Source organism: Serratia marcescens (genome assembly GCF_029846115.1).
Taxonomy (GTDB): domain Bacteria; phylum Pseudomonadota; class Gammaproteobacteria; order Enterobacterales; family Enterobacteriaceae; genus Serratia; species Serratia marcescens_L.
In genome coordinates, this window is record NZ_JARVZZ010000001.1 from 1280987 (window position 1) to 1303423 (window position 22437).

General features: G+C 56.5%; 22 protein-coding genes and 1 tRNA gene. 17 read left to right on the forward strand and 6 right to left on the reverse strand.

Features of this window, described 5'->3' with window-relative positions; translation table 11 throughout:
- Positions 1-195 precede the first annotated feature (195 nt).
- The 7 genes from QDT79_RS05865 (at position 196) to QDT79_RS05895 (ending at position 7291) form a co-directional block, all read left to right on the forward strand.
- Entirely contained in the window at positions 196-1401 is a 1206-nt protein-coding gene (locus QDT79_RS05865) for an isochorismate synthase (protein WP_130018647.1), read from the forward strand.
- Between the two features lie 7 nt (positions 1402-1408).
- A complete protein-coding gene (locus QDT79_RS05870; RefSeq protein ID WP_308316281.1) occupies positions 1409-3037 on the forward strand; it encodes a (2,3-dihydroxybenzoyl)adenylate synthase in 1629 nt (542 codons plus the stop codon).
- Positions 3038-3040: 3 nt separating this feature from the next.
- Positions 3041-3901 carry an isochorismatase gene (locus QDT79_RS05875; protein WP_063988417.1) on the forward strand — a complete coding sequence of 287 codons (861 nt, stop codon included), beginning with the start codon at positions 3041-3043 and terminating at the stop codon, positions 3899-3901.
- A 60-nt stretch (positions 3902-3961) separates the two neighbouring features.
- Positions 3962-5026 carry a 7-bladed beta-propeller protein YncE gene (yncE, locus tag QDT79_RS05880; protein WP_060425210.1) on the forward strand — a complete coding sequence of 355 codons (1065 nt, stop codon included), beginning with the start codon at positions 3962-3964 and terminating at the stop codon, positions 5024-5026.
- A 121-nt stretch (positions 5027-5147) separates the two neighbouring features.
- Positions 5148-5765: a DUF2238 domain-containing protein gene (locus tag QDT79_RS05885; protein ID WP_149559021.1), complete on the forward strand. Its 618-nt coding sequence runs from the start codon at positions 5148-5150 to the stop codon at positions 5763-5765.
- A 262-nt stretch (positions 5766-6027) separates the two neighbouring features.
- Entirely contained in the window at positions 6028-6819 is a 792-nt protein-coding gene (locus QDT79_RS05890; RefSeq protein ID WP_149559020.1) for a winged helix-turn-helix domain-containing protein, read from the forward strand.
- A complete protein-coding gene (locus tag QDT79_RS05895) occupies positions 6800-7291 on the forward strand; it encodes a hypothetical protein (RefSeq protein ID WP_149559019.1) in 492 nt (163 codons plus the stop codon). The genes QDT79_RS05890 and QDT79_RS05895 overlap by 20 nt, the downstream gene beginning before the upstream one ends.
- A gap of 70 nt (positions 7292-7361) precedes the next feature.
- Here the strand turns inward: QDT79_RS05895 and QDT79_RS05900 are convergent, their stop codons facing one another.
- Positions 7362-8066 carry a winged helix-turn-helix domain-containing protein gene (locus tag QDT79_RS05900; protein ID WP_233221884.1) on the reverse strand — a complete coding sequence of 235 codons (705 nt, stop codon included), beginning with the start codon at positions 8064-8066 and terminating at the stop codon, positions 7362-7364.
- A 481-nt stretch (positions 8067-8547) separates the two neighbouring features.
- Between QDT79_RS05900 and QDT79_RS05905 the strand changes: the two genes are divergently transcribed.
- The 10 genes from QDT79_RS05905 (at position 8548) to QDT79_RS05950 (ending at position 17222) form a co-directional block, all read left to right on the forward strand.
- Positions 8548-9096: a fimbrial protein gene (locus tag QDT79_RS05905; protein ID WP_107226614.1), complete on the forward strand. Its 549-nt coding sequence runs from the start codon at positions 8548-8550 to the stop codon at positions 9094-9096.
- A gap of 78 nt (positions 9097-9174) precedes the next feature.
- On the forward strand, positions 9175-9720 hold the full coding sequence (locus QDT79_RS05910; protein WP_063988424.1) for a fimbrial protein: 546 nt from the start codon (positions 9175-9177) through the stop codon (positions 9718-9720).
- Between the two features lie 29 nt (positions 9721-9749).
- Positions 9750-12281 carry an outer membrane usher protein gene (locus tag QDT79_RS05915; protein ID WP_308316282.1) on the forward strand — a complete coding sequence of 844 codons (2532 nt, stop codon included), beginning with the start codon at positions 9750-9752 and terminating at the stop codon, positions 12279-12281.
- Between the two features lie 57 nt (positions 12282-12338).
- Positions 12339-13088 (forward strand): fimbria/pilus periplasmic chaperone, encoded by a 750-nt coding sequence (locus QDT79_RS05920; protein ID WP_063988426.1) that lies wholly within the window; start codon positions 12339-12341, stop codon positions 13086-13088.
- Between the two features lie 48 nt (positions 13089-13136).
- Positions 13137-13751: a fimbrial protein gene (locus tag QDT79_RS05925; RefSeq protein ID WP_308316283.1), complete on the forward strand. Its 615-nt coding sequence runs from the start codon at positions 13137-13139 to the stop codon at positions 13749-13751.
- Positions 13744-14319 carry a fimbrial protein gene (locus tag QDT79_RS05930; protein ID WP_080473346.1) on the forward strand — a complete coding sequence of 192 codons (576 nt, stop codon included), beginning with the start codon at positions 13744-13746 and terminating at the stop codon, positions 14317-14319. The genes QDT79_RS05925 and QDT79_RS05930 overlap by 8 nt, the downstream gene beginning before the upstream one ends.
- 13 nt (positions 14320-14332) lie before the next feature.
- Positions 14333-14860 (forward strand): fimbrial protein, encoded by a 528-nt coding sequence (locus tag QDT79_RS05935; RefSeq protein ID WP_308316284.1) that lies wholly within the window; start codon positions 14333-14335, stop codon positions 14858-14860.
- Between the two features lie 248 nt (positions 14861-15108).
- Positions 15109-16092, forward strand: a complete 984-nt coding sequence (locus tag QDT79_RS05940; protein ID WP_308316285.1) for an MrpH family fimbial adhesin — start codon at positions 15109-15111, stop codon at positions 16090-16092.
- A gap of 158 nt (positions 16093-16250) precedes the next feature.
- A complete protein-coding gene (locus tag QDT79_RS05945; protein ID WP_063988431.1) occupies positions 16251-16796 on the forward strand; it encodes a LuxR C-terminal-related transcriptional regulator in 546 nt (181 codons plus the stop codon).
- 138 nt (positions 16797-16934) lie between these two features.
- A complete protein-coding gene (locus QDT79_RS05950) occupies positions 16935-17222 on the forward strand; it encodes a hypothetical protein (protein ID WP_146158864.1) in 288 nt (95 codons plus the stop codon).
- 535 nt (positions 17223-17757) lie between these two features.
- Here QDT79_RS05950 and QDT79_RS05955 read toward each other — a convergent pair.
- The 5 genes from QDT79_RS05955 to QDT79_RS05975 all read right to left on the reverse strand — a co-directional run bounded on the left by QDT79_RS05955 (position 17758) and on the right by QDT79_RS05975 (position 22248).
- A tRNA-Phe gene (locus QDT79_RS05955) sits at positions 17758-17833 on the reverse strand.
- 160 nt (positions 17834-17993) lie between these two features.
- On the reverse strand, positions 17994-18569 hold the full coding sequence (dicD, locus tag QDT79_RS05960) for a division control transcriptional repressor DicD (RefSeq protein WP_063991643.1): 576 nt from the start codon (positions 18567-18569) through the stop codon (positions 17994-17996).
- Between the two features lie 235 nt (positions 18570-18804).
- On the reverse strand, positions 18805-20538 hold the full coding sequence (locus QDT79_RS05965) for a protein-disulfide reductase DsbD (RefSeq protein WP_308316286.1): 1734 nt from the start codon (positions 20536-20538) through the stop codon (positions 18805-18807).
- Positions 20514-20837 (reverse strand): divalent cation tolerance protein CutA, encoded by a 324-nt coding sequence (cutA, locus tag QDT79_RS05970; RefSeq protein WP_004929657.1) that lies wholly within the window; start codon positions 20835-20837, stop codon positions 20514-20516. The genes QDT79_RS05965 and cutA overlap by 25 nt, the downstream gene beginning before the upstream one ends.
- Positions 20838-20946: 109 nt before the next feature.
- Positions 20947-22248, reverse strand: a complete 1302-nt coding sequence (locus QDT79_RS05975) for an anaerobic C4-dicarboxylate transporter (RefSeq protein WP_038879248.1) — start codon at positions 22246-22248, stop codon at positions 20947-20949.
- Positions 22249-22437 lie beyond the last annotated feature (189 nt).

The window sequence follows — 22437 nt, forward strand, 5'->3', positions numbered from 1 at the left end:
ACGCTGTGGGATCAAATAGCAATGCTTATCATCGGCATGCGTAAAACCCACAGCGTTTATGTCATGATTTCGAAATGAAAGAAGTGCTTACGTTTATTGACATAGCAAATATCGGCGAGTAATTTAGCGCGGAATTAACTCAAATGATAATCATTATTATATTGGTTATCACTTCAAATCCTTGAGGGCGAAGCGATGGATACTGCCGTGAACGACATCAATCGAAAGGAAATGCAGGAGCGCGAAGAACACCGGTTCGCCGCTGATTTTTCTCCGGCGTCGGGCTTCTTCTTTACCTCCCCTTTCCGCAGCTTGACCACCACCGGTTGTTTCAGCCGCATTCGCCTGCCGGCCGCGGACGGCGCCGATCTGAACGGCGAGTTCCAGCGTAGCGTGCGGCAGGCGTTTGCCGATGCCCGTCAGGCCGGCATCAAAAACCCGCTGCTGTGCGGCGCCATCCCGTTCGATACCCGGCAGCCTTCGGCGCTGTTTATTCCACAGCAGAGCCGCTGGTTCGATCGCGCCGCCTTTATGGCCGGCGTTCGGCCGGCGGCGAACGGCCCTGAACTGGCCGGCGTGACGGAGCTGCCGCCGCAGCAGCCGTTCATGAACATGGTCAGCGATGCCGTTGACGCGATGAAGGCCGGTGAGCTGGATAAAGTGGTGCTGTCGCGCCTGCTGGAGATCGAAACGCGTCAGCCGGTGGATCGCCATGCGCTGATGGCGCGCGTGATTGCCCAGAACCCGCACGGTTTCCATTTCCATGTGCCGCTGGAGCAGGGCGCGCTGTTGGGCGCCAGCCCAGAGCTGCTGTTGCGCCAGGACGGCGGCCGTTTCTATTCCAACCCGCTGGCCGGTTCCGCCCGGCGCGAGGCCGACCCGCAACGCGATCGCGAAGTGGGAGAGCGGCTGATGGCCTCGGCGAAAGATCGCCACGAGCATCGCATCGTCACCGAAAGCATGCGTGACGTGCTGGCCGGCCGCTGCCGCTACCTGAATGTGCCGCACACCCCCGAATTGTTGACCACCACGACGCTGTGGCACCTCTCCACGCCGATCGACGGCGAGGCGGCGTCTCCAGACGAAAATGCCCTGTCGCTGGCCTGCCTGCTGCACCCGACGCCGGCGCTGTGCGGCATGCCGACGGCCGAGGCGCACGCCCTGATCGGCAAGCTGGAGCCGTTCGATCGCGGCCTGTTCGGCGGCATCGTCGGCTGGTGCGACGACGAAGGCAACGGCGAGTGGGTAGTGACTATCCGCTGCGGCACCGTTGACGGCAACCGGGTGCGGCTGTTCGCCGGCGCCGGCATCGTGGAAGACTCTTCACCCGAATCTGAATGGCATGAAACAGGCACCAAACTCAGCACCATTCTGCGTGCCTTTGGTATGAATCAAGGATAACGACAAGATGAGCATTGCCTTTACCCCCTGGCCGGCGGAGTTCGCCAGCCGCTATCGCGAGCGCGGCTACTGGATTGACAAGCCGCTGACCGAAATTCTCGACCGCCAGGCCAACAACGACGCCCCGGCGATTATCGACGCCCAGGGCAGCCTGACCTACCGCGAGCTGCAGCAGCGCGCCGATCGCCTGGCGGCCGCTCTGCAGCGCCGCGGCGTGAAATCCGGCGACACCGCGCTGGTGCAGCTGGGCAACGTGGCGGAGTTCTATATCGTGTTCTTCGCGCTGCTGAAAATTGGCGTGGCGCCGGTCAACGCGCTGTTCAGCCACCAGCGCAGCGAGCTGAACGCCTATGCCGAGCAGATCAAACCGGCGCTGCTGATCGCCGATCGCCAGCACGCGCTGTTTGCCGACGATCAATTCCTGAACGCCTTTCGCGATGCGCATCCTTCGCTGCGGGTTGTGGCGCTGCGCAGCCAGCCCGAGGGCGAGCTGGCGCTGGCCGCCTGGCTGGGCGAAGCCAGCGACGGTTTCGTCGCGCAGCCTTCCGCGGCCGATCAGGTGGCGTTCTTCCAGCTTTCCGGCGGCAGCACCGGTACGCCGAAGCTGATCCCGCGTACCCACAATGATTACTACTACAGCATTCGCCGCAGCGTGGAGATCTGCCGTTTCGACGCGCAGACCCGCTATCTGTGCGCGCTGCCGGTGGCGCACAACTACCCGATGAGCTCGCCGGGCGTGCTGGGCGTGTTTTATGGCGCCGGGCTGGTGGTGTTCGCCGCCGATCCGGACGCCGGGCAGTGCTTCCGCCTGATCGAACAGTACCAAATCAACGTGACGGCGCTGGTGCCGCCGGCGGTCACGCTGTGGCTGCAGGCGATCGAAGAGTGGGGTGGCAATGCCCAGCTCGCCAGCCTGAAACTGCTGCAGGTGGGCGGCGCCAAATTGGGCGAGACGCTGGCAGCGCGCATTCAGAACGAAATCGGCTGCCAACTGCAGCAGGTGTTCGGCATGGCGGAAGGGCTGGTGAACTACACCCGGCTGGACGACGACGAACGCCACATCCTGGCGACGCAAGGGCGGCCGATGTCGCCGGACGACGAGGTGTGGGTGGCGGATGACGACGGCAATTCATTGCCGGCGGGCGAGGTCGGCCGGTTGATGACGCGCGGGCCTTATACCTTCCGCGGTTACTACCAGAGCCCGGCGCACAACGCCGATGCCTTCGACGCCGACGGTTTCTACTGCTCCGGCGATCTGATCAGCATCAGCGAAGACGGCTACATCACCGTGCAGGGGCGGCAGAAAGACCAGATCAACCGCGGCGGGGAAAAGATCGCCGCCGAGGAGATCGAGAACCTGCTGCTGCGTCATCCGGACGTGATCAACGCCGCGCTGGTGTCGATGCCGGACGCGCTGATGGGGGAGAAGAGCTGCGCCTATATTATCGCCAACGCGCCGCTGAAACCGGTGGTGCTACGCCGCCACCTGCGCGAGCAGGGCGTGGCGGACTTCAAACTGCCGGATCGTTTTATTCAGGTGGACAGCCTGCCGCTGACCCCGGTCGGCAAAGTGGACAAAAAACGGCTGCGCCAGCAGCTCGACGCGCAACTACAGACTCAGGCTCAGGGAGATTAATCGATGGCCATTCCAAAACTTAATGATTACGCGCTGCCGACGGCGGACGAACTGCCGCAAAATAAAGTCACCTGGCAGGTAGAACCGCAGCGCGCCGCGCTGCTGATCCACGACATGCAGCAGTATTTCCTCAATTTCTGGGGCGAAGACAGTGCGCTGATTAAACAGGTGGTGGAGAACATCGCCAGCCTGCGCCGCTACTGCAAACAGCAGGGCATTCCGGTGTTCTATACCGCGCAGCCGAACCAGCAGAGCGATGAAGATCGCGCGCTGTTGAACGACATGTGGGGGCCGGGCCTGAACAAACACCCCGAGCAGCAGGCGGTGACCGCCGCGCTGGCGCCGGACGAAGACGACACGGTGCTGGTGAAATGGCGCTACAGCGCCTTCCACCGCTCGCCGCTGCAGGAGATCCTGCAGGAGTCCGGCCGCGATCAGCTGATCATCTGCGGCGTGTATGCGCACATCGGCTGCCTGACCACCGCCATCGACGCCTTCATGCGCAACATCCAGCCGTTCATGGTGGCCGACGGCCTGGCGGATTTCTCGCGCGACGAACACCTGATGGCGCTGCGTTACACCGCCGGCCGCTGCGGCCGGGTAGTGACCACCGCGTCTCTGTTGCCGACTGCCGGTATCGCCAGCATCGATGCGCTGCGTCAGCAGATCCTGCCGCTGTTGGACGAAGACAGCGAAGACATGGGCAACGATGAGAACCTGATCGATTACGGCCTGGATTCGGTGCGCATCATGGAGCTGGCGACCCGCTGGCGCAAGATCCGCGGCGACATCGACTTTATCGCGCTGGCGCGCAACCCGACCATCGACAGCTGGTGGGCGCTGCTTTCCGAAGAGAAAGCCTGATTTTAATAACGAGAGAGGGCGGCCGAGCGGCCGCCCCGTTGGCTCTATAAGGAGATTTTAATGAATACGTTGATCACCAAGGGAAAACGTGCGGCATTTCCGCTGATGCTGTTGTCCACGCTGCTGTTCTCCAACTCGCTGCTGGCGCAGACCGCGCCGGAAGTGCTGCGCAAGCCGGTTGGCAAGGGCGCCTATGAAATGGCCTACAGCCCGAGCGAGAACGCGCTCTACCTGGCAACGTCGCAGAGCCGCAAGCTGGACAAGGGCGGCATCGTTTACCGTCTGGATCCGACCACGCTGGACGTGACCCAAATTATCCATAACGACATCAAGCCGTTCGGCGCCGCCGTTAACGCCAAGACCGGCACGCTGTTCTTCGGCAACACCGTCAATAACTCGGTGACCGCCATCGACGCCAAGACCGGCGACGTGAAAGGCCGCCTGGTGCTGGACGCGCGCAAGCGTTCCGAGACCGTCAAGCCGCTGGCGCCGCGCGAACTGGTGGCGGATGCCGACAGCGATACCCTGTACATCACCGGGCTGGGTGAATCCAGCGTGGTGTGGGTGGTGGACGGCAAGGATCTGACCCTGCGCGCCACCGTGACCGACACCGGCAAATACGGCACCGGCCTGGCGCTGGACGCCGCCGCCAAACGCCTGTACGTCACCAACGCCGACGGCGAGCTGGTGACCATCGACACCCAATCCAACAAGGTGCTGTCGCGCAAGAAGCTGGATGAGTCCAAAGAGCACTTCTTCCTGAACATCAGCCTGGATACCGCTACCCATCGCGCGTTCATCACCGATTCCAAGCAGCCGCAGGTGCTGGTGGTGGATACGCGCAACGGCAACATCCTGAGCAAGATCGACGTGCCGGAATCGCTGGCGGTGCTGTTCAACCCGGCGCGCAATGAAGTTTACGTCACCCATCGCCAGGCGGGTGAAGTGAGCGTAATCGACGCCAAGAGCTACAAGGTGCTGAACACCATCAAGACGCCGACCCACCCGAACAGCCTGGCGCTGTCGCCGGACGGCCAGACGCTGTACGTCAGCGTCAAGCAGGCCTCCAGCCGCGAGAAAGAAGCCACCGCGCCGGACGATGTGATCCGCGTAGCGCTGAAATAATCCCACGCAGGGTAAGCGCACATCGAACAGGCGAAGCGGCGACGCTTCGCCTGTTTTTTTTCGCCCCAGGATCTGCGGTATAAAGAGTGCATTGATCCGTTAACCCGAAGGAACGTTGGTTATGTCCGCCTCGCGTACCCCGCTGTTGTTGTCCATTATCACCCTGATGCTGCTGGCCGCGCTGATCCACAGCGGCATTCGCCCTTACGATCGCACCACCTGGCTGATGGAGGTGGCGCCGGTATTGATCGCCTTGCCGCTGCTGTGGCTGACCCATCGCCGTTATCCGCTGACGCCGCTGCTCTATACGCTGATTTTCTTCCATGCGTTGATCCTGATTTTCGGTGGCATGTACAGCTACGCCCGCGTGCCGCTGGGGTTTGAGGTGCAGCAGTGGCTGGATCTTGACCGCAACCCGTACGACAAACTGGGGCACTTCTTCCAGGGGCTGGTGCCGGCGCTGGTGGCGCGCGAGATCCTGCAGCGCGGCGGTTATGTGCAGGGCCGCAAGATGCTGGGCTTTGTGGTGTGTTGCATCGCGCTGGCCATCAGCGCCGTGTATGAGCTGATCGAGTGGTGGGCGGCGCTGGCGCTGGGCCAGGGCGCCGACGAGTTTCTCGGCACCCAGGGCGACCCGTGGGATACCCAGTCCGACATGTTCTGCGCGTTGCTCGGCGCGCTATGCGGTTTGCTGCTGTTCGCCGGTTGGCAAGACCGGCAAATTCGCCGCCTGCGCTGAGTATTTTCCGACGTTGATCAGGCCCGCCTTATGGCGGGTTTTTTTATTTATGTTCAGGTTGTTAACCCCTTTAGGGGCTCACTGGATTATGGCTATACGGCAAAATATTCTTTCTAATACTACGGATGATTTATTTTTATGTATTTGTTTTATATATTCTTTGTGTATTTTGTTAAGAATTTTCTTATCCTCTGCGCTATGCTAATATCGCCATGTTTGGTAGGGGATAATTGGCGTTAATAAGTTTATCGCGCAGGGAATTATGAGATACATAATTAATAATAATATTAAATATCATGAAGATAGATCGGAGCTGGTCTCGCTGCATGACGATACCCCGCCGATTGTGCTGACGGCCACGCTGAACCGCCTGCTTTCCGCGCTGGTGCGCAACAATAACCTGGTGCTTTCCCGCGAAACGCTGTTGATGCAGGTGTGGGAGGCGCACGGCCAGGTCGCCTCCGGCAACAACCTCAACAACACCATTTCGATTCTGCGCAAAGCGTTTTCTTCGCTCGGCGAGGAAGAGATCATCGTCACCCTGCCGCGGCAGGGATTTATGTTTACCGCCGGTGAGCTGAATACGGCCGATAGCCTGGCGGAAAGCTTGCAAACGGTGGAGGCGGTACCGACACCGCCAGAAAAGGCGGCGCTTTCTTCTGGCGCTGTGCAAAGCCCGTGGTGGAAACTCGCCGCCGTGGCGCTGGTTCTGTTGGCCTTAGGCAGCGGTATTTGGGCGTGGCTGGAGGCGGGCTATCCTCCTGTCAGCGCAATCCCGGTGGGGAAAATCGGCAGCTGTGAAGTCCGCTTCGTCTCTTCCTACCATAAACCGGGGCCCGGTGAGGTCGATTTGGCACATTTGAAAACGCTGCTGGAACAGCGGAATCACATCAACTGCAGCGAGCCCGGCACGCTGTTTTATTACGACAGCCTTTCGATAACACCGAATACCACGGGGCGGGTGAGAGTGTCTTACTTCTACTACTGCCCACAGGCGCAGATGAAGGCCGGCCAGGTACAATGCGAGAATTTCCATGAAAACAGCGGGTTATAAATTTTTCCATCGTTATCGCTATGTGCTGTTGGCGCTTTTGGCGTTGCTCGGTGGTGCAGTGGCCTGTTACTCGTTGTGGTTCAAACCTCAGATCCCAGAATGTCGGGCGGTAATATGGGCAACGAATCGGCTGGAAGGCGAAACGCTGCGGCGTGCGTTATTGATCAGCGTCGTGCCGAACGGGGCGCGGCGCGCCAATCTGATCGTCAACGGCAGCTTTTTTGTCGGGGATGCTCGATACAGCATTGACCGGGTCGTGGTGGCGGACTATCAGCGGCAGGGCAACAACTATACTTTCACGATGGTAGCGAACAACAAAAGGCCCCATGATTCTTTAACATTACCGGAGCTGAATCGGCGCTTGCCTATGGTGGGCCAGCAGTATCATTTACGTATTGAGCAGATAGACAGCCGACATTTCCTGTTCGTCAGTAATTCGGAACCGTTATTTGTCTGTACCGTGGCCTCGTAATAGGGGGTTCCCTTGGCAATGAAGGGAACCCATAAACACGTTCACACCTGGTTGGATAAAGTAAAAAAGACTAGCGCTCGTTATGATCTTTGTAGTTATTGATACATGGGCTACGGGCATCGCGCGGGCAGAAGGTTATTTGCTCCTCATGGCGTTGTGAGCTCTCGTTAAGAATACTATCGTAGTAATAGACATCCGCCCGTTGTTGGCAGCTGAGGCCCGCCTGTTGAATCATACGTTTAACTTTTTCTATATTTCCGTTGCCTAGCGTCATGCTATAGATTTGACAGTGCTGATAGTTACCCAGCGGATAAACATTAATGCGCGTGCTGTTTTGGTATAATACGACCGCGGCAAACGGCACTAAACACGCGGCGGCGATCATAATTAATCGCTGTATAGCGTGCCGCATGCTGGGGTCGCTCCTTTGGGAAGCGGGCAGGGTCATATTTTCAATTGTACTTTCATCCCGGTTGTTTGACTCCTCTTGGTGAATATTCATTTCATGAATATTTTTGGCGCTGAATTTAAACCCCTGTCGCGGGTAGGTGATAACAATTTCCTCCGCACCGAACTGCGCCAGCGACTTGCGTAATCCTGAAATGTAGTTGTTCAGGTTATTATTAGACGCTTTCAATCCATGCTCAACCCAAACCTCATTAAGTAATCTATCACGAAGCAGCAGCTTATTATTATTCCTGATAAATAAGGAAAGCAGGCGACTGGCAGGTTTGAGTAAAGCTATTTTATTATTGACGTTATCGATATGCGCCAATGTCCCTTCCTCCTCGTTATAGAGGATGCTGTCATTTATACAGTAAATCATTTTATTTACCCATCAACCTTCCTGTCGAGAGATGATTCTGAGACCTATTCAGGCTTTTTTCAATCCTTGCTGACAGGTGTAAATCAGATTTTTCTCTATATGGGTATATATAGCGTGAAGTGTTTATTAATTGACAAGTTTTTTAAAATAAATATTGATAATTAATCTGTATTTTATGGTGTTAAAATCTATTTGTTTGCTATTTTTTTTATAAAAATCCTGTGTTTTTGTATTTTCACGACATAACATTTTATTTTCTGTTTTGAGAGGGTAAATTTGTTCCCACTGAAACGGAGCGGTAAACGTTACGTCTCAGCGACCACAAGAAACGTGGCCGGTATTAAAACGGTGGCGTTGAATGTTGAAGTCGAAGTGATGACTTATAAATTGGATTGAATCCTCTTCTTGCTAAGGAATGTAAGGGCTTTATATGAAACTGAATAAAATTATGCTGGCCGCAGTGATGGCTATGGGTGTCTCCTCTTTCGCTAACGCGGCAAATCAGGGCAGCGGTTCCGTTACCTTCACCGGTGAAATTATCGATGCGCCATGTTCTATTGCTGCTGACAATATCGACCAAACCATTCCGCTGGGCCAAATTTCTAACCTGAGCCTGAAAGATGGCCGTGAGTCTGACGTGAAGGAAGACTTCTCGATCAAATTGGAAGACTGTGCTTTTGCAACGGCTAAGACAGTGAAAACCACCTTTACCGGTGCACCGGGCGGCACTACCGGCGCTGACAAGAAAATGGTTGCTTTTGGCAGCGGCAGCACCGCTAAAGGCGCAAGCGTTGTGATTACCGATAACAATAAGCCAATTGAGCTGGGCACTGCGACTGCCGGTCAGCTGCTCGATGTCGGTACCACCCAGGCTGAGCTGAAATTCCAGGCCTTCCTGAAAGGGAATGGCGGCGCTCTGGACACCATCGTTCCAGGTGCCTTCACCAGCGTGGTTAACTTCGCCCTGGATTATCAATAAGCAATAGTTATAAACGTATCCAGCATGCGGGTTAACCGCATGCTTTTTTAAATGGAATCTCATTGCCAGGAACGCGCTATGTTTCGGAAAGCCCATATCTTAGTGGCCCCTTCCCTGTTGATCACATTTTTTATTACCCAGCCATCGGTGGCGCAGAGTGCTGTGATTGGGTGGGGAAAGGTCAATATGGAAGGTGCCATTGTTAATGCCGCGTGCGCTATTGAAGCGGCAAGCCGCGATCAAACCATCGATATGCAAACATTACCGGTAGAGCAAATTGCCCGTGAGGGTCATGGCCTGACCAAAGCATTCAGTTTGCGGTTATTAAATTGCAGTGTGTCGGACGTGGGGGGAATACAGCCTGGTCGCCAACATTTTCAAATGACCTTTGATGGTCAAACCGATAATGGGTTATTCGGAGTGACAGGCGAGGCAAAGGGAATCGCATTACGCATTTCAGACAGCGTCGGCAATATTATTTATCCCGGTTCGGCCATGCCAATTGATGGCACCGCGATAAAAGAGAATTACGTAAATTATTCCATGCAACTGGTGGCTAATCGCCAGATTTTGCGTGCCGGGGATTATAGAACCGCTATCCGTTTTAAATTGAATTACTACTGATTATAAATAAGTTAAAGGCTGGCGGAACGATGAAATCGAACGCGAATAACTCAAAGACACCTTCATTGAGCCTGCTGGGCATGTGTGTTGCTTTGGCGATAGGCAGCGTCCCTTTTCAATTGCAGGCGAGTGAGGAGGTGCAATTTAACATCGACGTGTTAGAGCTTAATGACAGAAAAAACATCGATCTGAGCCAGTTTTCTCGCGGTGGTTTCATCATGCCGGGGAACTATGTCATGTCGGTGAGCCTGAACGCGCAGGTGTTACCTGAAGAACCTGTCGCATTCTATGCGCCGGAAAATGATGCCAAAGGCAGTGAGGTTTGCATCTCGCCGGCGCTGGTTGAAAAGCTCGGGTTTAAGTCAGATGCCTTGGCAAAGTTGCGCTGGTGGCATGACGAACAGTGTCTGGATCTCACCAGCCTTAATGGTCTGGAAGCAAAAGGCGATCTGGCGACGTCCACTCTGTATTTGAACGTTCCGCAGGCCTACCTGGAGTATTCATCACCAGACTGGGATCCCCCGTCACGCTGGGATGAAGGCATTCCGGGGTTGCTGCTGGATTACAACCTTAATTCACAGGTGCAACGCACTCAGCAAAATAGCCAACAGTCTTATAGCCTCAGCGGAAACGGAACGACGGGGGCCAATCTGGGGGCCTGGCGTTTACGGGCCGACTGGCAGATGAACATCAATCATCAAACCGGTTCCGGTTTATCGACGCAGCAAGATTTCGACTGGAGCCGGTACTACGCGTTCCGCGCACTGCCTAACTGGGGGGCCCGGCTGAGTCTGGGTGAGGATTATCTGACGACGGATATCTTCGACAGCTTCCGTTACACCGGTTTCAGCGTGAGTTCAGATGACAGCATGCTGCCGCCCAACCTGCGCGGCTACGCGCCGGAGGTAACGGGGATTGCCAAAAGCAACGCCAAGGTCGTGATTAGCCAGATGGGGCGCGTGCTGTATGAAACCCGGGTCGCGGCGGGGCCATTCCGCATTCAGGACATTAATGACTCGATCAACGGGCAGTTGGATGTCCGGGTGGAAGAGCAAGATGGCAGCGTACAGGAATTTAAAGTCGATACCGCCAATATTCCTTATCTGACGCGGCCCGGCACGGTGCGTTACAAATTTGCCGGCGGCAGGCCTTCGGACTGGAATCACCATGTCAATGGCCCTCTGTTCGCCACCGGTGAATTCTCCTGGGGGGTGAGCAACGGGTGGTCGCTGTACGGTGGGGCACTGGCAGGCGGGGATTACAAGGCCTTATCCATGGGGGTAGGCCGTGACCTGCTGGCATTCGGGGCGCTGTCGTTCGATTCCACGCAATCGCGCGCGGAAGTGCCGCAACAGGGCGGCACTAAAGGCGGGGGATCATACCGGGTCAGTTATTCCAAGAGTTTTGACGAATACGACAGCCAAATCACCTTTGCCGGCTACCGTTTCTCTGAGCAGAACTTTATGACGATGAGTGAATACCTCGACGCCCGCTATGGGGATAGCCGCCTCGGGAAAAGCCGGGAAATGTACACCATCACGTTGAATAAACAGTTTCGTGATTTGGGCCTAAGCGCTTATCTCAATTACAGCCACCAGACGTATTGGGATCAGCCCGTGAATGAACGCTACAACCTGGCGCTTTCTCGCTATTTCGATATGGGGCCGATGAAAAATATCAGCGCGTCGATCACGGCGTTTCGAAATAAATATCAGGGGGCCAATGACGATGGCCTGTATTTGTCCTTCACCTTGCCGTGGGGGGTGAATGCCAACGTCAGTTACAGCAGCGCGTGGAACCGCAACGAAAACACACAGCGGGTGGGGTATTACGAACGGTTGGATGAGCACAACAACTATCAGTTGAGTACCGGTCTTTCGCGCCGGGGAGGCTCAGCCAGCGGTTTCTATAACCATGAGGGGGATAACGCGCGCATAGGTGCCAACGCCAGTTACCAGGGGGGCAGCTACTCATCTATGGGGCTCTCTTTGCAAGGCGGGATGACGGCCACCGCCAAAGGGGCGGCGCTGCACCGGAATAGCATTTATGGCGGAACGCGTCTGTTGCTGGATACCGAAGGCGTGGCCGACGTGCCGGTTCGCGGATTTGGCGCGACGACGCGTACTAACAGGTTTGGCAAGGCGGTGGTTGCGGACGTCAGCAGTTATTACCGCAGCAAGGCGAGTATCGATCTCAACACTTTGCCGGATAACGCGGATGCCACGCAGTCGGTGGTGCAGGCGACGCTGACCGAAGGGGCGATTGGCTATCGGCGCTTCAACGTAATTTCCGGGCAAAAGGCGATGGCGGTGATCCGCCTGGCTGACGGTAGCGCTCCGCCGTTTGGCGCCCTGGTCTACAACAGCAGGCGTCAACAAACCGGCCTGGTCAATGATGATGGCAGCGTGTACCTGAGCGGCATTCAGCCCGACACGGAGATGACGGTGAATTGGGATGGCAAAGCGCAATGCCGGATCTTATTGCCGAAGATACGCACGGATATCGCGTTGAGCAACCTGCTGTTGCCATGCCGGGAGCATACCGAGGCGAGGGCGGAGTAAGCCGCCGCGCCCAGGACCATTTCAGTAAGAACAAGCGTGATGAAACGGAACAATTTTATGAAAAACAACATGGTAAAAACATTCACAGTGGCTGGCGTGCTGTCGGCAACGGTATTGAGCAGCCAGGCCCAGGCCGCCATCGCACTGGACCGGACCCGCGTGGTTTTTAACGGTGCGGAGAAATCGGTAAGCCTGAATATCAGCAATAAAAATACCCAGTTGCCGTATTTGGCGCAGGGCTGGCTGGAAGATGCCGAGGGCAAGAAGATTACCAGTCCGCTGGTGGTCTTGCCGCCGGTGCAGCGCCTGGAACCAGGCACGCAGAGCCAAATAAAAGTGCAGGCGACGCCGGCCGTCAATCTGCTGGCCCAGGATCGTGAAACCCTGTTCTATTTCAACCTGCGAGAAATACCGCCGAAAAGCGAGAAGGCTAACACCCTGCAAATCGCCTTGCAGACCCGCATCAAGCTGTTCTACCGCCCGGCGGCGATTGCGCCAGACAAAGGCAGCGCCTTTGCGCCGTGGCAGGAGAAGTTAACGCTGACGCGCCAGGGGGCGGGCTTCCAGGTGAATAATCCTACGCCTTATTACATCACGCTGGTCGATGCCAGCAGCAGCAAAAAGGGAACAACGGCGCAGGGCTTTGAACCGTTGATGGTGCCGCCGAAGGGAAGCATCGCGCTGGGGGCCACTGGGCTGGGTAATGCGCCGGTGCTGACCTACATCAATGATTACGGCGGTCGCCCTGCGTTGACCTTCAAATGCGGCGCCAGTGATTGCCAGGTTGTGCCTGACGCCAAAGGGTAACCGAAACCGGTGGCCTGTTTATCGGTTGCAGCAAGCGGGGAGGAAGCCATGCAAGGAAAGGACGAAGGGGATCGCAATGTGAAGGGCGATTTTTTGAAGCGGCGAAGCGGCCTGGGCGTCATGTTGGCGCTGACCTGGTTGATGGCCGGTTCCGCGAAGGCGGAAGAAGGGAATCACGGCGTGTTATTCGTTCATGGCGCATTGACGGAGGGGGCTTGCCGGCTGGATATGGCCTCGGCATACCAGGACGTTGGGCTGGGGGAAGCGACGACGGGCAGCCTGGCCAACGTCGGGGCTCGCACTCCGCCGGTCGCTTTCCAGCTTCGTCTGAGAGACTGCCTGCGCGCGGGGGCGGCAACGCAGGATCAACGCCGGGGCAGCCAGGTTTGGGATGCTTACCAGCCGGCTGTGACGGTGAGTTTCAATGCGCCTGCGGATGCGGATAACCCACAGTTGGTTAAGGTGCGCGGGGCCGGCGGGCTGGCGTTGCGCTTAGTGGATAGCGAAAGAAACGATGTGCGCATGGGCAGCCGCAGCCGGCCACAGTTGCTGGCGGTGGGAAGCGACGCGCTGAATTTCTATGTGATGGCGGAGCGCACGCGCGCGCCTCTGGTGGCCGGCGCCTATCAGGCCGCCATTGACTTTCGGATGAACTATGACTGAGGCGAAAGCGATGGGCAGCGCATGGCGAAGGGCGGGGGAAAGTCTGCGGCTTTTCTGCGCCCTGGCGGCCACCATGACGGCCGCCTCGGCGCTCACGGTATTGGCGGTGTTGTTGCTCAGCCAAAGCGGGTGGGCGGCGACGGCGATAGTCACGGTGAAAGGGGTCGTTGTCGCTAAGCCGAAATGCGAAGTTAACGGCGGCCAGGATATTTTCGTGAACTTCAATGAGCTGATCACCACCAAAATAGATGGCGAAAAATACGGCAAGCGGCCGATTCCGTACGGGGTGAGCTGCAGCGGCAATACGTCCGGGACCGCCGGGTTGTTGAAAGTGAGCCTGCAGGGGCTGGGGCCGGATTTTGGTGACGGCTTGTTACGTACCAGTAATAACGATTTGGCGATTAAGCTGCTGCAAGAGAACGGTCAACAGCTGCGGTTAAATGGCTGGCTTAATTTTACCTACCCGATCGTACCGCCGTTATATGCCGTGCCGGTGAAACGCAGCGGCGCCACGCTGAAAGGAATGGGCTTTTCCAGTAGCGCCACATTAGTCGTAGAAGTTCAATAATAAGGAGATGAACATGAAGATAATGAATATGGAAAAAATGAAGGTGATGCGTTTCTCTGGCATAGCGGCGGTGCTTTGCATGGGCATGCTGAACCTGGAGCCTGCGCAAGCGGTGAACGTCAAGTTCAACGGGACATTGGTGGAGCAACCGACCTGTACGCTGAATGATGGCAAAGACATTAGCGTGGATTTTGCCAACGTCGTCATTAATAAAATTGACGGCGTCGCGTACAAAAAAATGGAAATCCCCTACAGCGTTTCCTGTAGCGGCGGTTCGCCGAATGCCGGCGATCTGAAAGTGAAGCTGAGCTTTGCGCCAGTGTCCTGGGGCGATGGCAAACCGCTGCAATCCAGCGTGGGCAATCTGGGGCTGCGCATCACGCAAGGCTCGGGTGATACCACCTACGTCAGCGATACCAAACTGATCATTGATGCCGCCAACCCGACCAAACTGTACGCGGTGCCGATTGCGCGCCCAAGCACCATTTTGGTGGGGGCCAATTTTACCGGAACGGCGACGTTAACTGCAGAGTATGAGTAATCACGGTTCCTGCAACTGGGTGGCCTACGCCGGGTTGCAGGAAACCAGGGCGGGTGGCGTGAAAGGCTCAACAGGCAAAGCGGTGATGGCGTGGCGTGAGGGTATGGCGCTTAGTCGGGGGCAGTAAGGCGTAGTGATACGCAGGGCAATTTTTCTGTGTGCGTTAACCTGAATGCGGGTTAATGATTGCGTTAGTGTTTGTTTTATTTTTTTTTTTTGATGCACCGGTGTTCATTTAAGAGGTCCCCATGAATTATTATAATTTATGTTTTTTTAAAAATAAGCTTGCATGGAAAGGTAAGTTTGTTTTGTTTTCTTTTTTGATGGTTTTTTTTACCGCTAAAGCCGGTGCCGGCATGGTGTGGCACACCGAGAAGGCGCCTATCGTCGATGGGCTGATTAACCAGGCAGTCACTTATTCCTATGGCGCGTTAGGGCGACTGGTGAGTATCGATTTCAACGATCCGACGCCGAATCCTTGTAATAATCTTGTTAGTACTAATGAAAGCTGCTTCATAACGTTTGGCGTTTTTCATAATTACACCCAGTTTCCGCTGGAGTATGTGCCTTCCGCCACGGCGCCCACCTGGAGCTCGACGAATTACCCTGATATCCTGAAAAAGAAGACCATGGGGGAACTGTATACTTTTCTAAGTCAAAATGGATATTATGGCAAGCTGCAGGTGGGTATGGAGAGCAGAGGGTACGGGGGTGTGCGGAATTATTGTGACCCTAGCGTTAACCCGGCATCAGGATGCATTATTAAAAATAGGTGGGAAGCCTATTCAAAAGTCTGTCATGCATTGGTTTATCGTAAAGTTTCATCGTCTTACTATTACGTGTTTCCTGGGCAAGGCTGTATTGGCCCGACGCCGCCCAATAATGAATGCAACATTGATGCGGGCGCCGTCACGCTGGATCACGGTCAGTTAGGCACCGACGAGGTAAATGGCCATCGGAAAAGAGAGAGCTTCCGCATCTCCTGCACCTACCCGGCTAACGCGGAAGTGTCGGTGGTGAGCAATAATGCCAATGAAAAAATCATGTTAAAAGGCGACGGCAGCCTCTATTCCACCATCACCGTGGATGGTGTGCCTGGCATTACCGGCAAGAAAATCACCATTCCGACGGGTGGTGTGCCCATTGATTTGGAATCTACCCTGCATACCGTCGGTAATATTGAAGAAGGTCCGTTCAGCGGTAATGGCATTCTAATCATCAATGCTTATTAAGCAATGATTGGGCGGTTTTTTGCTGCCTGTCAGGAATTGAAAACCTACGCTGGCTATTAAAAATGGCGGGGAAACTTCACGCCTGTCGTCATAACGGCAGGCAGACGCTGCATTTTATTGCAGACTCTACGGCACTGTGACTATTAGAGAGGTTAAGGATGAAGGCAATCAATATCATCATTGATGATGATAATAGCTATTTTTCCGCGGGTCTGCAAAGCAGCATAAACGAATATGCCAAAACCAATAATAAGGCCATTTGTTTTTTAAAGCAGGGTGCGGCAGTGCGGCCGGATGTGATGTTCATTTCATCAAGGCGCATCGCTCAGCGCTGGCGCAGAGCGGCCTATGATGAAGGGGGGCCGCCCGTTGTCACCATAGAGGATAGGCCGGTGACTGCGCATGAAGCGTTCTGCGTGCTGTACCGAACGGATAGTCCGGAGAAATTGTTTAAGCTGTTGGCCGATACGCTGGGCAATACCCGAATTGCGGACCGTTTTGAATATCAGCCTTTTACGCGTCGTGAGCGTCAGGTGGTGAATTACCTCAGAAGAGGGTTTGACCAGTCGCAAACCGCTCGAGTGTTGGGCGTGAGCGTCAAAACGGTGCATAGCCATAAGCGAGCGGTGATGAAAAAATTAATGCTGAGCCGGCATCATGATTTTATTTACTGGTTGCTCTCTCAAGAGGGAGAATGTTCTTAACTTTTACGAGGGATAGTCTATTTTCAGGTTTTTGTTATCTTGTCTTTGTGATGCCTGACGATATGAAATGAATGCTATCAATAAATTGATGGTGTGAATTTTATTTTTCTAACTATTCATTTTCAGGGAATACTATTTATGTGGAAAACGACGCTGCCATTTATTGTGGCTTGCCTGCTTATGGCACCGCAGACTTATGCCGGGTTCAACGGCAATCAAGGAGTATCGGGAAATGAGGGGGCAGGCGACGGTGCCGGCAACAACAATGTCGGGGTATGCATTAATGGCAATGGCCAAAATGCCGGGCAGTGCGTAGGGGAAAGTAACGGCACCGCCAAACCCAAAGAAAAAGAGCGGAGTGAGACGTTAAAATCCGTTTGTTCTTCACCCTTCATGAAAAAATATGCCGCCATCTGCCGACAGTAATTATCCGTCTTGAACTACAGGGGTAGGCCTGATTTTTTCTACCCCACTTAAAAAGCTATCAGCTTGGCATTACAGATAAGCCGGGGAGTAATATCGTTCCGGTATCTCGTGAGGTTTCTTTTGAAATAACGAGGGTCAGTAAACGCTGCCCAAGGAAGGTAAAATGAATTTGTTATTTCTGGCAGTATTCTTGTTTTTTTTGAGCCTTTATTCATTTTTTCAGCATGCGAAACATATAAAAAGACGGCGATTGATGCAGCAGGAAAATAGAGGTTTCAGGGGGATTGCGGTAGTGGGGAGACGAGTTTCAATGACCAGGACGAGTTCCCCACGCTAAAAAGTAGCAACCCAGCCATAGGCTGGGTTCTCTAAATAGGGCGACCGGACTCGGACAACCGGTGCATGTGCCGGATTGAACAGCGCTTTAGCGCTGGCCCGCAGGGTGAGGCCTTTGGCCGAATAATCGAACGCAGTTCGATGGAGAGTCCTGTCCCTGAAAAGCAAAAACCCAGCCATAGGCTGGGTTCTCTAAATATGGTGCCCGGACTCGGAATCGAACCAAGGACACGGGGATTTTCAATCCCCTGCTCTACCGACTGAGCTATCCGGGCAACGCGCAGCATTAAACCGTATTGGCCGATGGCCGTCAACGGCTTTATGCGTGAAAGACGTTAAAATGCCACCGGTTGCTGGCTTTTCAGGCAAAGGGCGCAAAAAATGCGCCTGTTCCGGCTATCACCTTGGGTTGGCGGCGCCGCAAGCGCGGCTCGCTTAGCTCAGCGCCCCGTTGCGGCGGCACTGTGCCACCTGCAAGATGTCTTCCGCCAGCCGTTTGGCGACCGATACATCCTGGAGCTGGCGTTTTACCAGCAGTTTGCTCAGGCAGCCTTCCTGAATCAATTCCATTTGATGCGCCACCATGTCGGCGTCGTCGGCGTCCATTTCACGCAGCAGTTCGCGGGTCAGCTCCAGCGAGGTCAGCTTTTGCTGCTCCGCCAGTTGGTGGATCGGGTGATCCGTTTCCGGGAAAAAGCTGCAGGCAGCGATAAACAGGCAGCCGGGATAGCGGTCTTGCTGCACGTATTCCGCCAGCACGTCATAGCGTGCCAGCAGCTTTTGCTGCGGGCTCAGGTTTTCGTCCAGCAACAGCTGGCGGCGCCAGGTGTCAATCTGTTGGCCGTGGTAGCGCAGGCAGTCGTACAGCAGCGCTTCGCGATCCGGCCAAAACCGTTTGAGATCGCCGGGCTGAACGTCGAGTTTTTCCGCCAGCATCTCTAATGTGGCGGTCGCCAGGCCCTGTTGTTCCAACAGGCCCAGCGCGGTATCAAGGACGTGTTCACGTTGCACTTGTGCTTCCTCCTCTTCAGTTCAGAACCTCAGTGTTATTTATTATACCCGTCATCTTTCGAGCCGCAGCGTTGTTGGCTGCTCACCGTTATTCGGCCCCTCCATGGGCCTCACCCCTTGCGGGGCCACTGTAGGCAGTGTTCAAATCTACTCCCGACAGATTTGTCACCCCAGTCACTTACTTTAGTAAGCTCCTGGGGACTCCTGTGCTTGCCGCCTAGCTGCAACTCGAAAGCTATAGGGTATGTCGCATCACTTTCTGCAAATGCGCGTTGAAGGCTTCTGCCTTCATGAAACCGGTGACCCGCTGGGCCGTCAGCTCCTGGCCCGCCGGATCGAAGAACAGGATCGTCGGTAGCCCCAGCACCTGCAGGTGCTTCAGCAGCGCCGCCTGTTCCGCACCGTTGGCGGTCACATCCGCCTGCAGCAGCACCGCGTTGGCCAGGCTCGCCTGCACCGCCGCATCGCTGAAGGTGTATTTTTCGAACTCTTTACAGGCTACGCACCAGTCGGCATACAGGTCCAGCATCACCGGCTTGCCCCGCGCCTTTTGCAGCGCCAGATCTAACTGCTCGACGTTGTTGATGCGGGTAAAGGCCAGATGCGGTTGAGCCGCCTGCTGCGCCTGGTCGGCGCCGAAAACCCAGTCCTGCAGCGGCCGCGCGGCGATCACCGCCGCCGCCAGCAGCAGTAGTTGCAGGGCGCGCGCCCAGCCGCGCGCGCTTCTCAGGCTCAGGGCGAAGGCCCAACCGAAGAACGCCAGGCCGAGCAGGCTCCACAGGCGCATGCCCCACAAATCGCCGATCACCCGTTCCAGCAGGAACACCGGCAGCGCCAGAATGACGAAGCCGAAGGCCTCTTTCACGTACTGCATCCACGGGCCGCTGCGCGGCAGCAGGCGGTTGCCGAATAGGGTGACGATCACCAGCGGAATGCCCATTCCCAGTGCGTACAGGTACAGTGTGCCGCCGCCGGCCCACAGGTTACCGCTCTGGGCGATATACAGCAGGATGGCGCTGAGCGGCGCGGTGGTGCAGGGGGAACAAATCAGCCCGGCCAGGGCGCCCATCAGAAACACGCCGGTCAGCGAGCCGCCGCGCTGGGTGTTGCTCCAGTTCGCCAGCCGGGTTTGCAGCGTCGAGGGCAGCTGCAGGGAATAGAGGCCGAACATCGACAGCGCCAGCGCGATGAACAGCACCGACAGGCCGATCAGCACGTAAGGGTGCTGCAGCGCCGCCTGGAACTGCAATCCGGCGGCGGCCACCACCAGGCCCAGCAGGGTGTAGGTGAGCGCCATGCCCTGCACGTAAACCACCGCCAGCGCCAGAATGCGGCCGCTGCTTTGCGGCCGATCGCGGCCGAGGATGATGCCGGAGATCAGCGGGTACATCGGCAGCACGCACGGCGTGAAAGCGATGCCGATGCCGATCAGCAGCGCCCACAGCGGCGAGAACGGCAGGCTGGCCGGTGTAGCGGGCTGTTCGATTGGCACAGAGGTAGCTGCCGGGAGCGGGGCGGCCGCGCCGGCGCTGACAGCGTCCAGCGGGATGATCCGGGTTTCCGGCGGATAGCAGAAGCCGGCCTCGGCGCAGCCCTGATAGGTGACGCTGAGGCTGGCGTTGGCCGCCGCCTGTTGCAACGGCACCTGCAGATTCAGCTGCTGTTTGAAAATCGCCACTTCGCCGAAGAACTCGTCCTTGTGGCTCAACCCTTCGGGCAGGGTAAAGGCGCCGAGCGTAGCCTGCTGCGGCACCAGTTTGATCTGCTGGCGATACAGGTAGTAGCCGGGGCGGATCTGCCAGTTCAGTATTACTTGGCTGCCTTGCTGTTTGAAATCGAAGGCGAAGGCCTGATCGACAGGCACGAACTGGCTGCCGCCCTTCGGCGCGAACAGCGAAGCCTGCACCGCCTGCGGCAGGAAGAACAGGCAGCACAGCAGCAAAATCAGTTTAAGGAAGCGTTGATCCATAACAGGTAGTCTTTATCTCCGGCCATCACCGGCAGCACCAGCAGCTCGGGCGTCTGGTAAGGGTGATGTTGTTTCAGGGTGTCGAGCAGGGCCTGCTGACGGCGGCGATCGCTTTTGAACAGCATCTGCACTTCGTATTCCTGTTCCAGTTTCCCTTCCCAGTAATACAGCGAGGTGGCGCCGGGCAGCAGCGTGGCGCAGGCCGCCAGCTTATCGCCCAGGACCCGCGCCGCCAGTTCCTGGGCGCTGGCTTCATCGGGTGCGGTACAGAGTATGACGACAGCTTCGCAATCAGACATCTTCAGCCCTCTCATCGGTTCGAATGGGCACTATACCCTGAAGGCGGATTGGCTAGAAGGCGAGTTTATCGTCAGGAGGAAAACCGGGGCCGCAGCCCCGGTCGAAGCGTTACAGCATGATGCTGCCGAGCAGGAAGCCGAATACCACCGCGAAGATCACGCCCATGGTGCCGGGAATGAAGAACGGATGGTTGAACACGAAGCGGCCGATGCGCGTGGTGCCGGTATCGTCCATCTGCACCGCGGCGACCAGCGTCGGGTAGGTTGGCAGGATGAACAGGCCGGAGACGGCGGCGAAGGAGGCGACGGCGGTCAGCGGCGATACGTTCAGCGCCAGCGCCATCGGCATCAGCGCCTTGGCGGTGGCGGCCTGCGAGTACAGCAGCGCCGAGCAGAAGAAGAAGATCACTGCCAGCAGCCACGGGTGTGCCTGAATGACGCTGCCGGCCGTTTCTTTGATCCAGTCGATGTTGGCCTGCACGAAGGTATCGCCCAGCCAGGCGACGCCGAGGATACAGATACAGGCGCTCATGCCGGCCTTGAAGGTGCTGGAGTTCAGCACCATGTCGGTGTCGACGCGGCACAGCAGAGTGGTCAGCGTGGCGACGCTCAGCATGATGATCAGGATGGCGTTGGTGGTGTTCATCAGCGGCTTGGCCACCAGGCCCAAGCCTGGGCTGTTGATGATGGCGTAGGCGACCACGCACAGCACGCCCAGCAGGAACAGCAGCACCGAGGCTTTGGCGCGCGGTTTGATCGCCAGCGCGTTGTTGCCGCGCAGGGTGATCAGGCCTTCTTCCAGGCGTTTCAGGTACACCGGATCGTTAGACAGCTTGGAGTCGAACAGCCAGGTCACCAGCAGCGACATCACCAGCACGGCGCAGAAGGTGGACGGGATCACCACCATCAGCAGGTGCAGGTAGCTGACGCCGTGGCCTTCCATCACCGAAGACATGTACACCACCGCGGCGGAGATCGGCGAGGCGGTGATGGCGATCTGGGCGGACACCACGGCGGTCGACAGCGGGCGGCAAGGCTTGATGCCCTGTTCTTTCGCCACTTCGGCGATCACCGGCAGCGCCGAGAGCGAGATGTTGCCGGTGCCGGCGAAGATGGTCAGGAAGTAGGTGACGATAGGGGCGAGAATGGTGATGTGCTTGGGGTTCTTGCGCAGCAGCTTTTCGGTCTGCTGCACCAGGTAATCCATCCCCCCGGCGACCTGCATCGCGGAGATCGCCGCGATCACCGCCATGATGATGGAAATCACGTCGAAGGGAATGCTGCCCGGCTTGACGCCGATCAGCGCCAGGACCAGAACGCCCAATCCCCCCGCGAACCCGATACCGATACCGCCCAACCTGGCCCCTAAAAAGATGGCCAGCAGAACGATAACCAATTCCAAGGCTAGCATAGTGTTTACTCCTTAAAATGAGATTTCCCGTCATCCTTGAAACTGCATCGGTGTTGGCTGCGAGCGCTCACCCCAGTCACTTACTTGAGTAAGCTCCCGGGGCTTGCGCGCTTGCCGCCTTGATGCAGTCCCAATGATTTAGGGTGTAAATTGAAAATAAAACGTTAAAATTTTGTGGGCGCCGGAAAG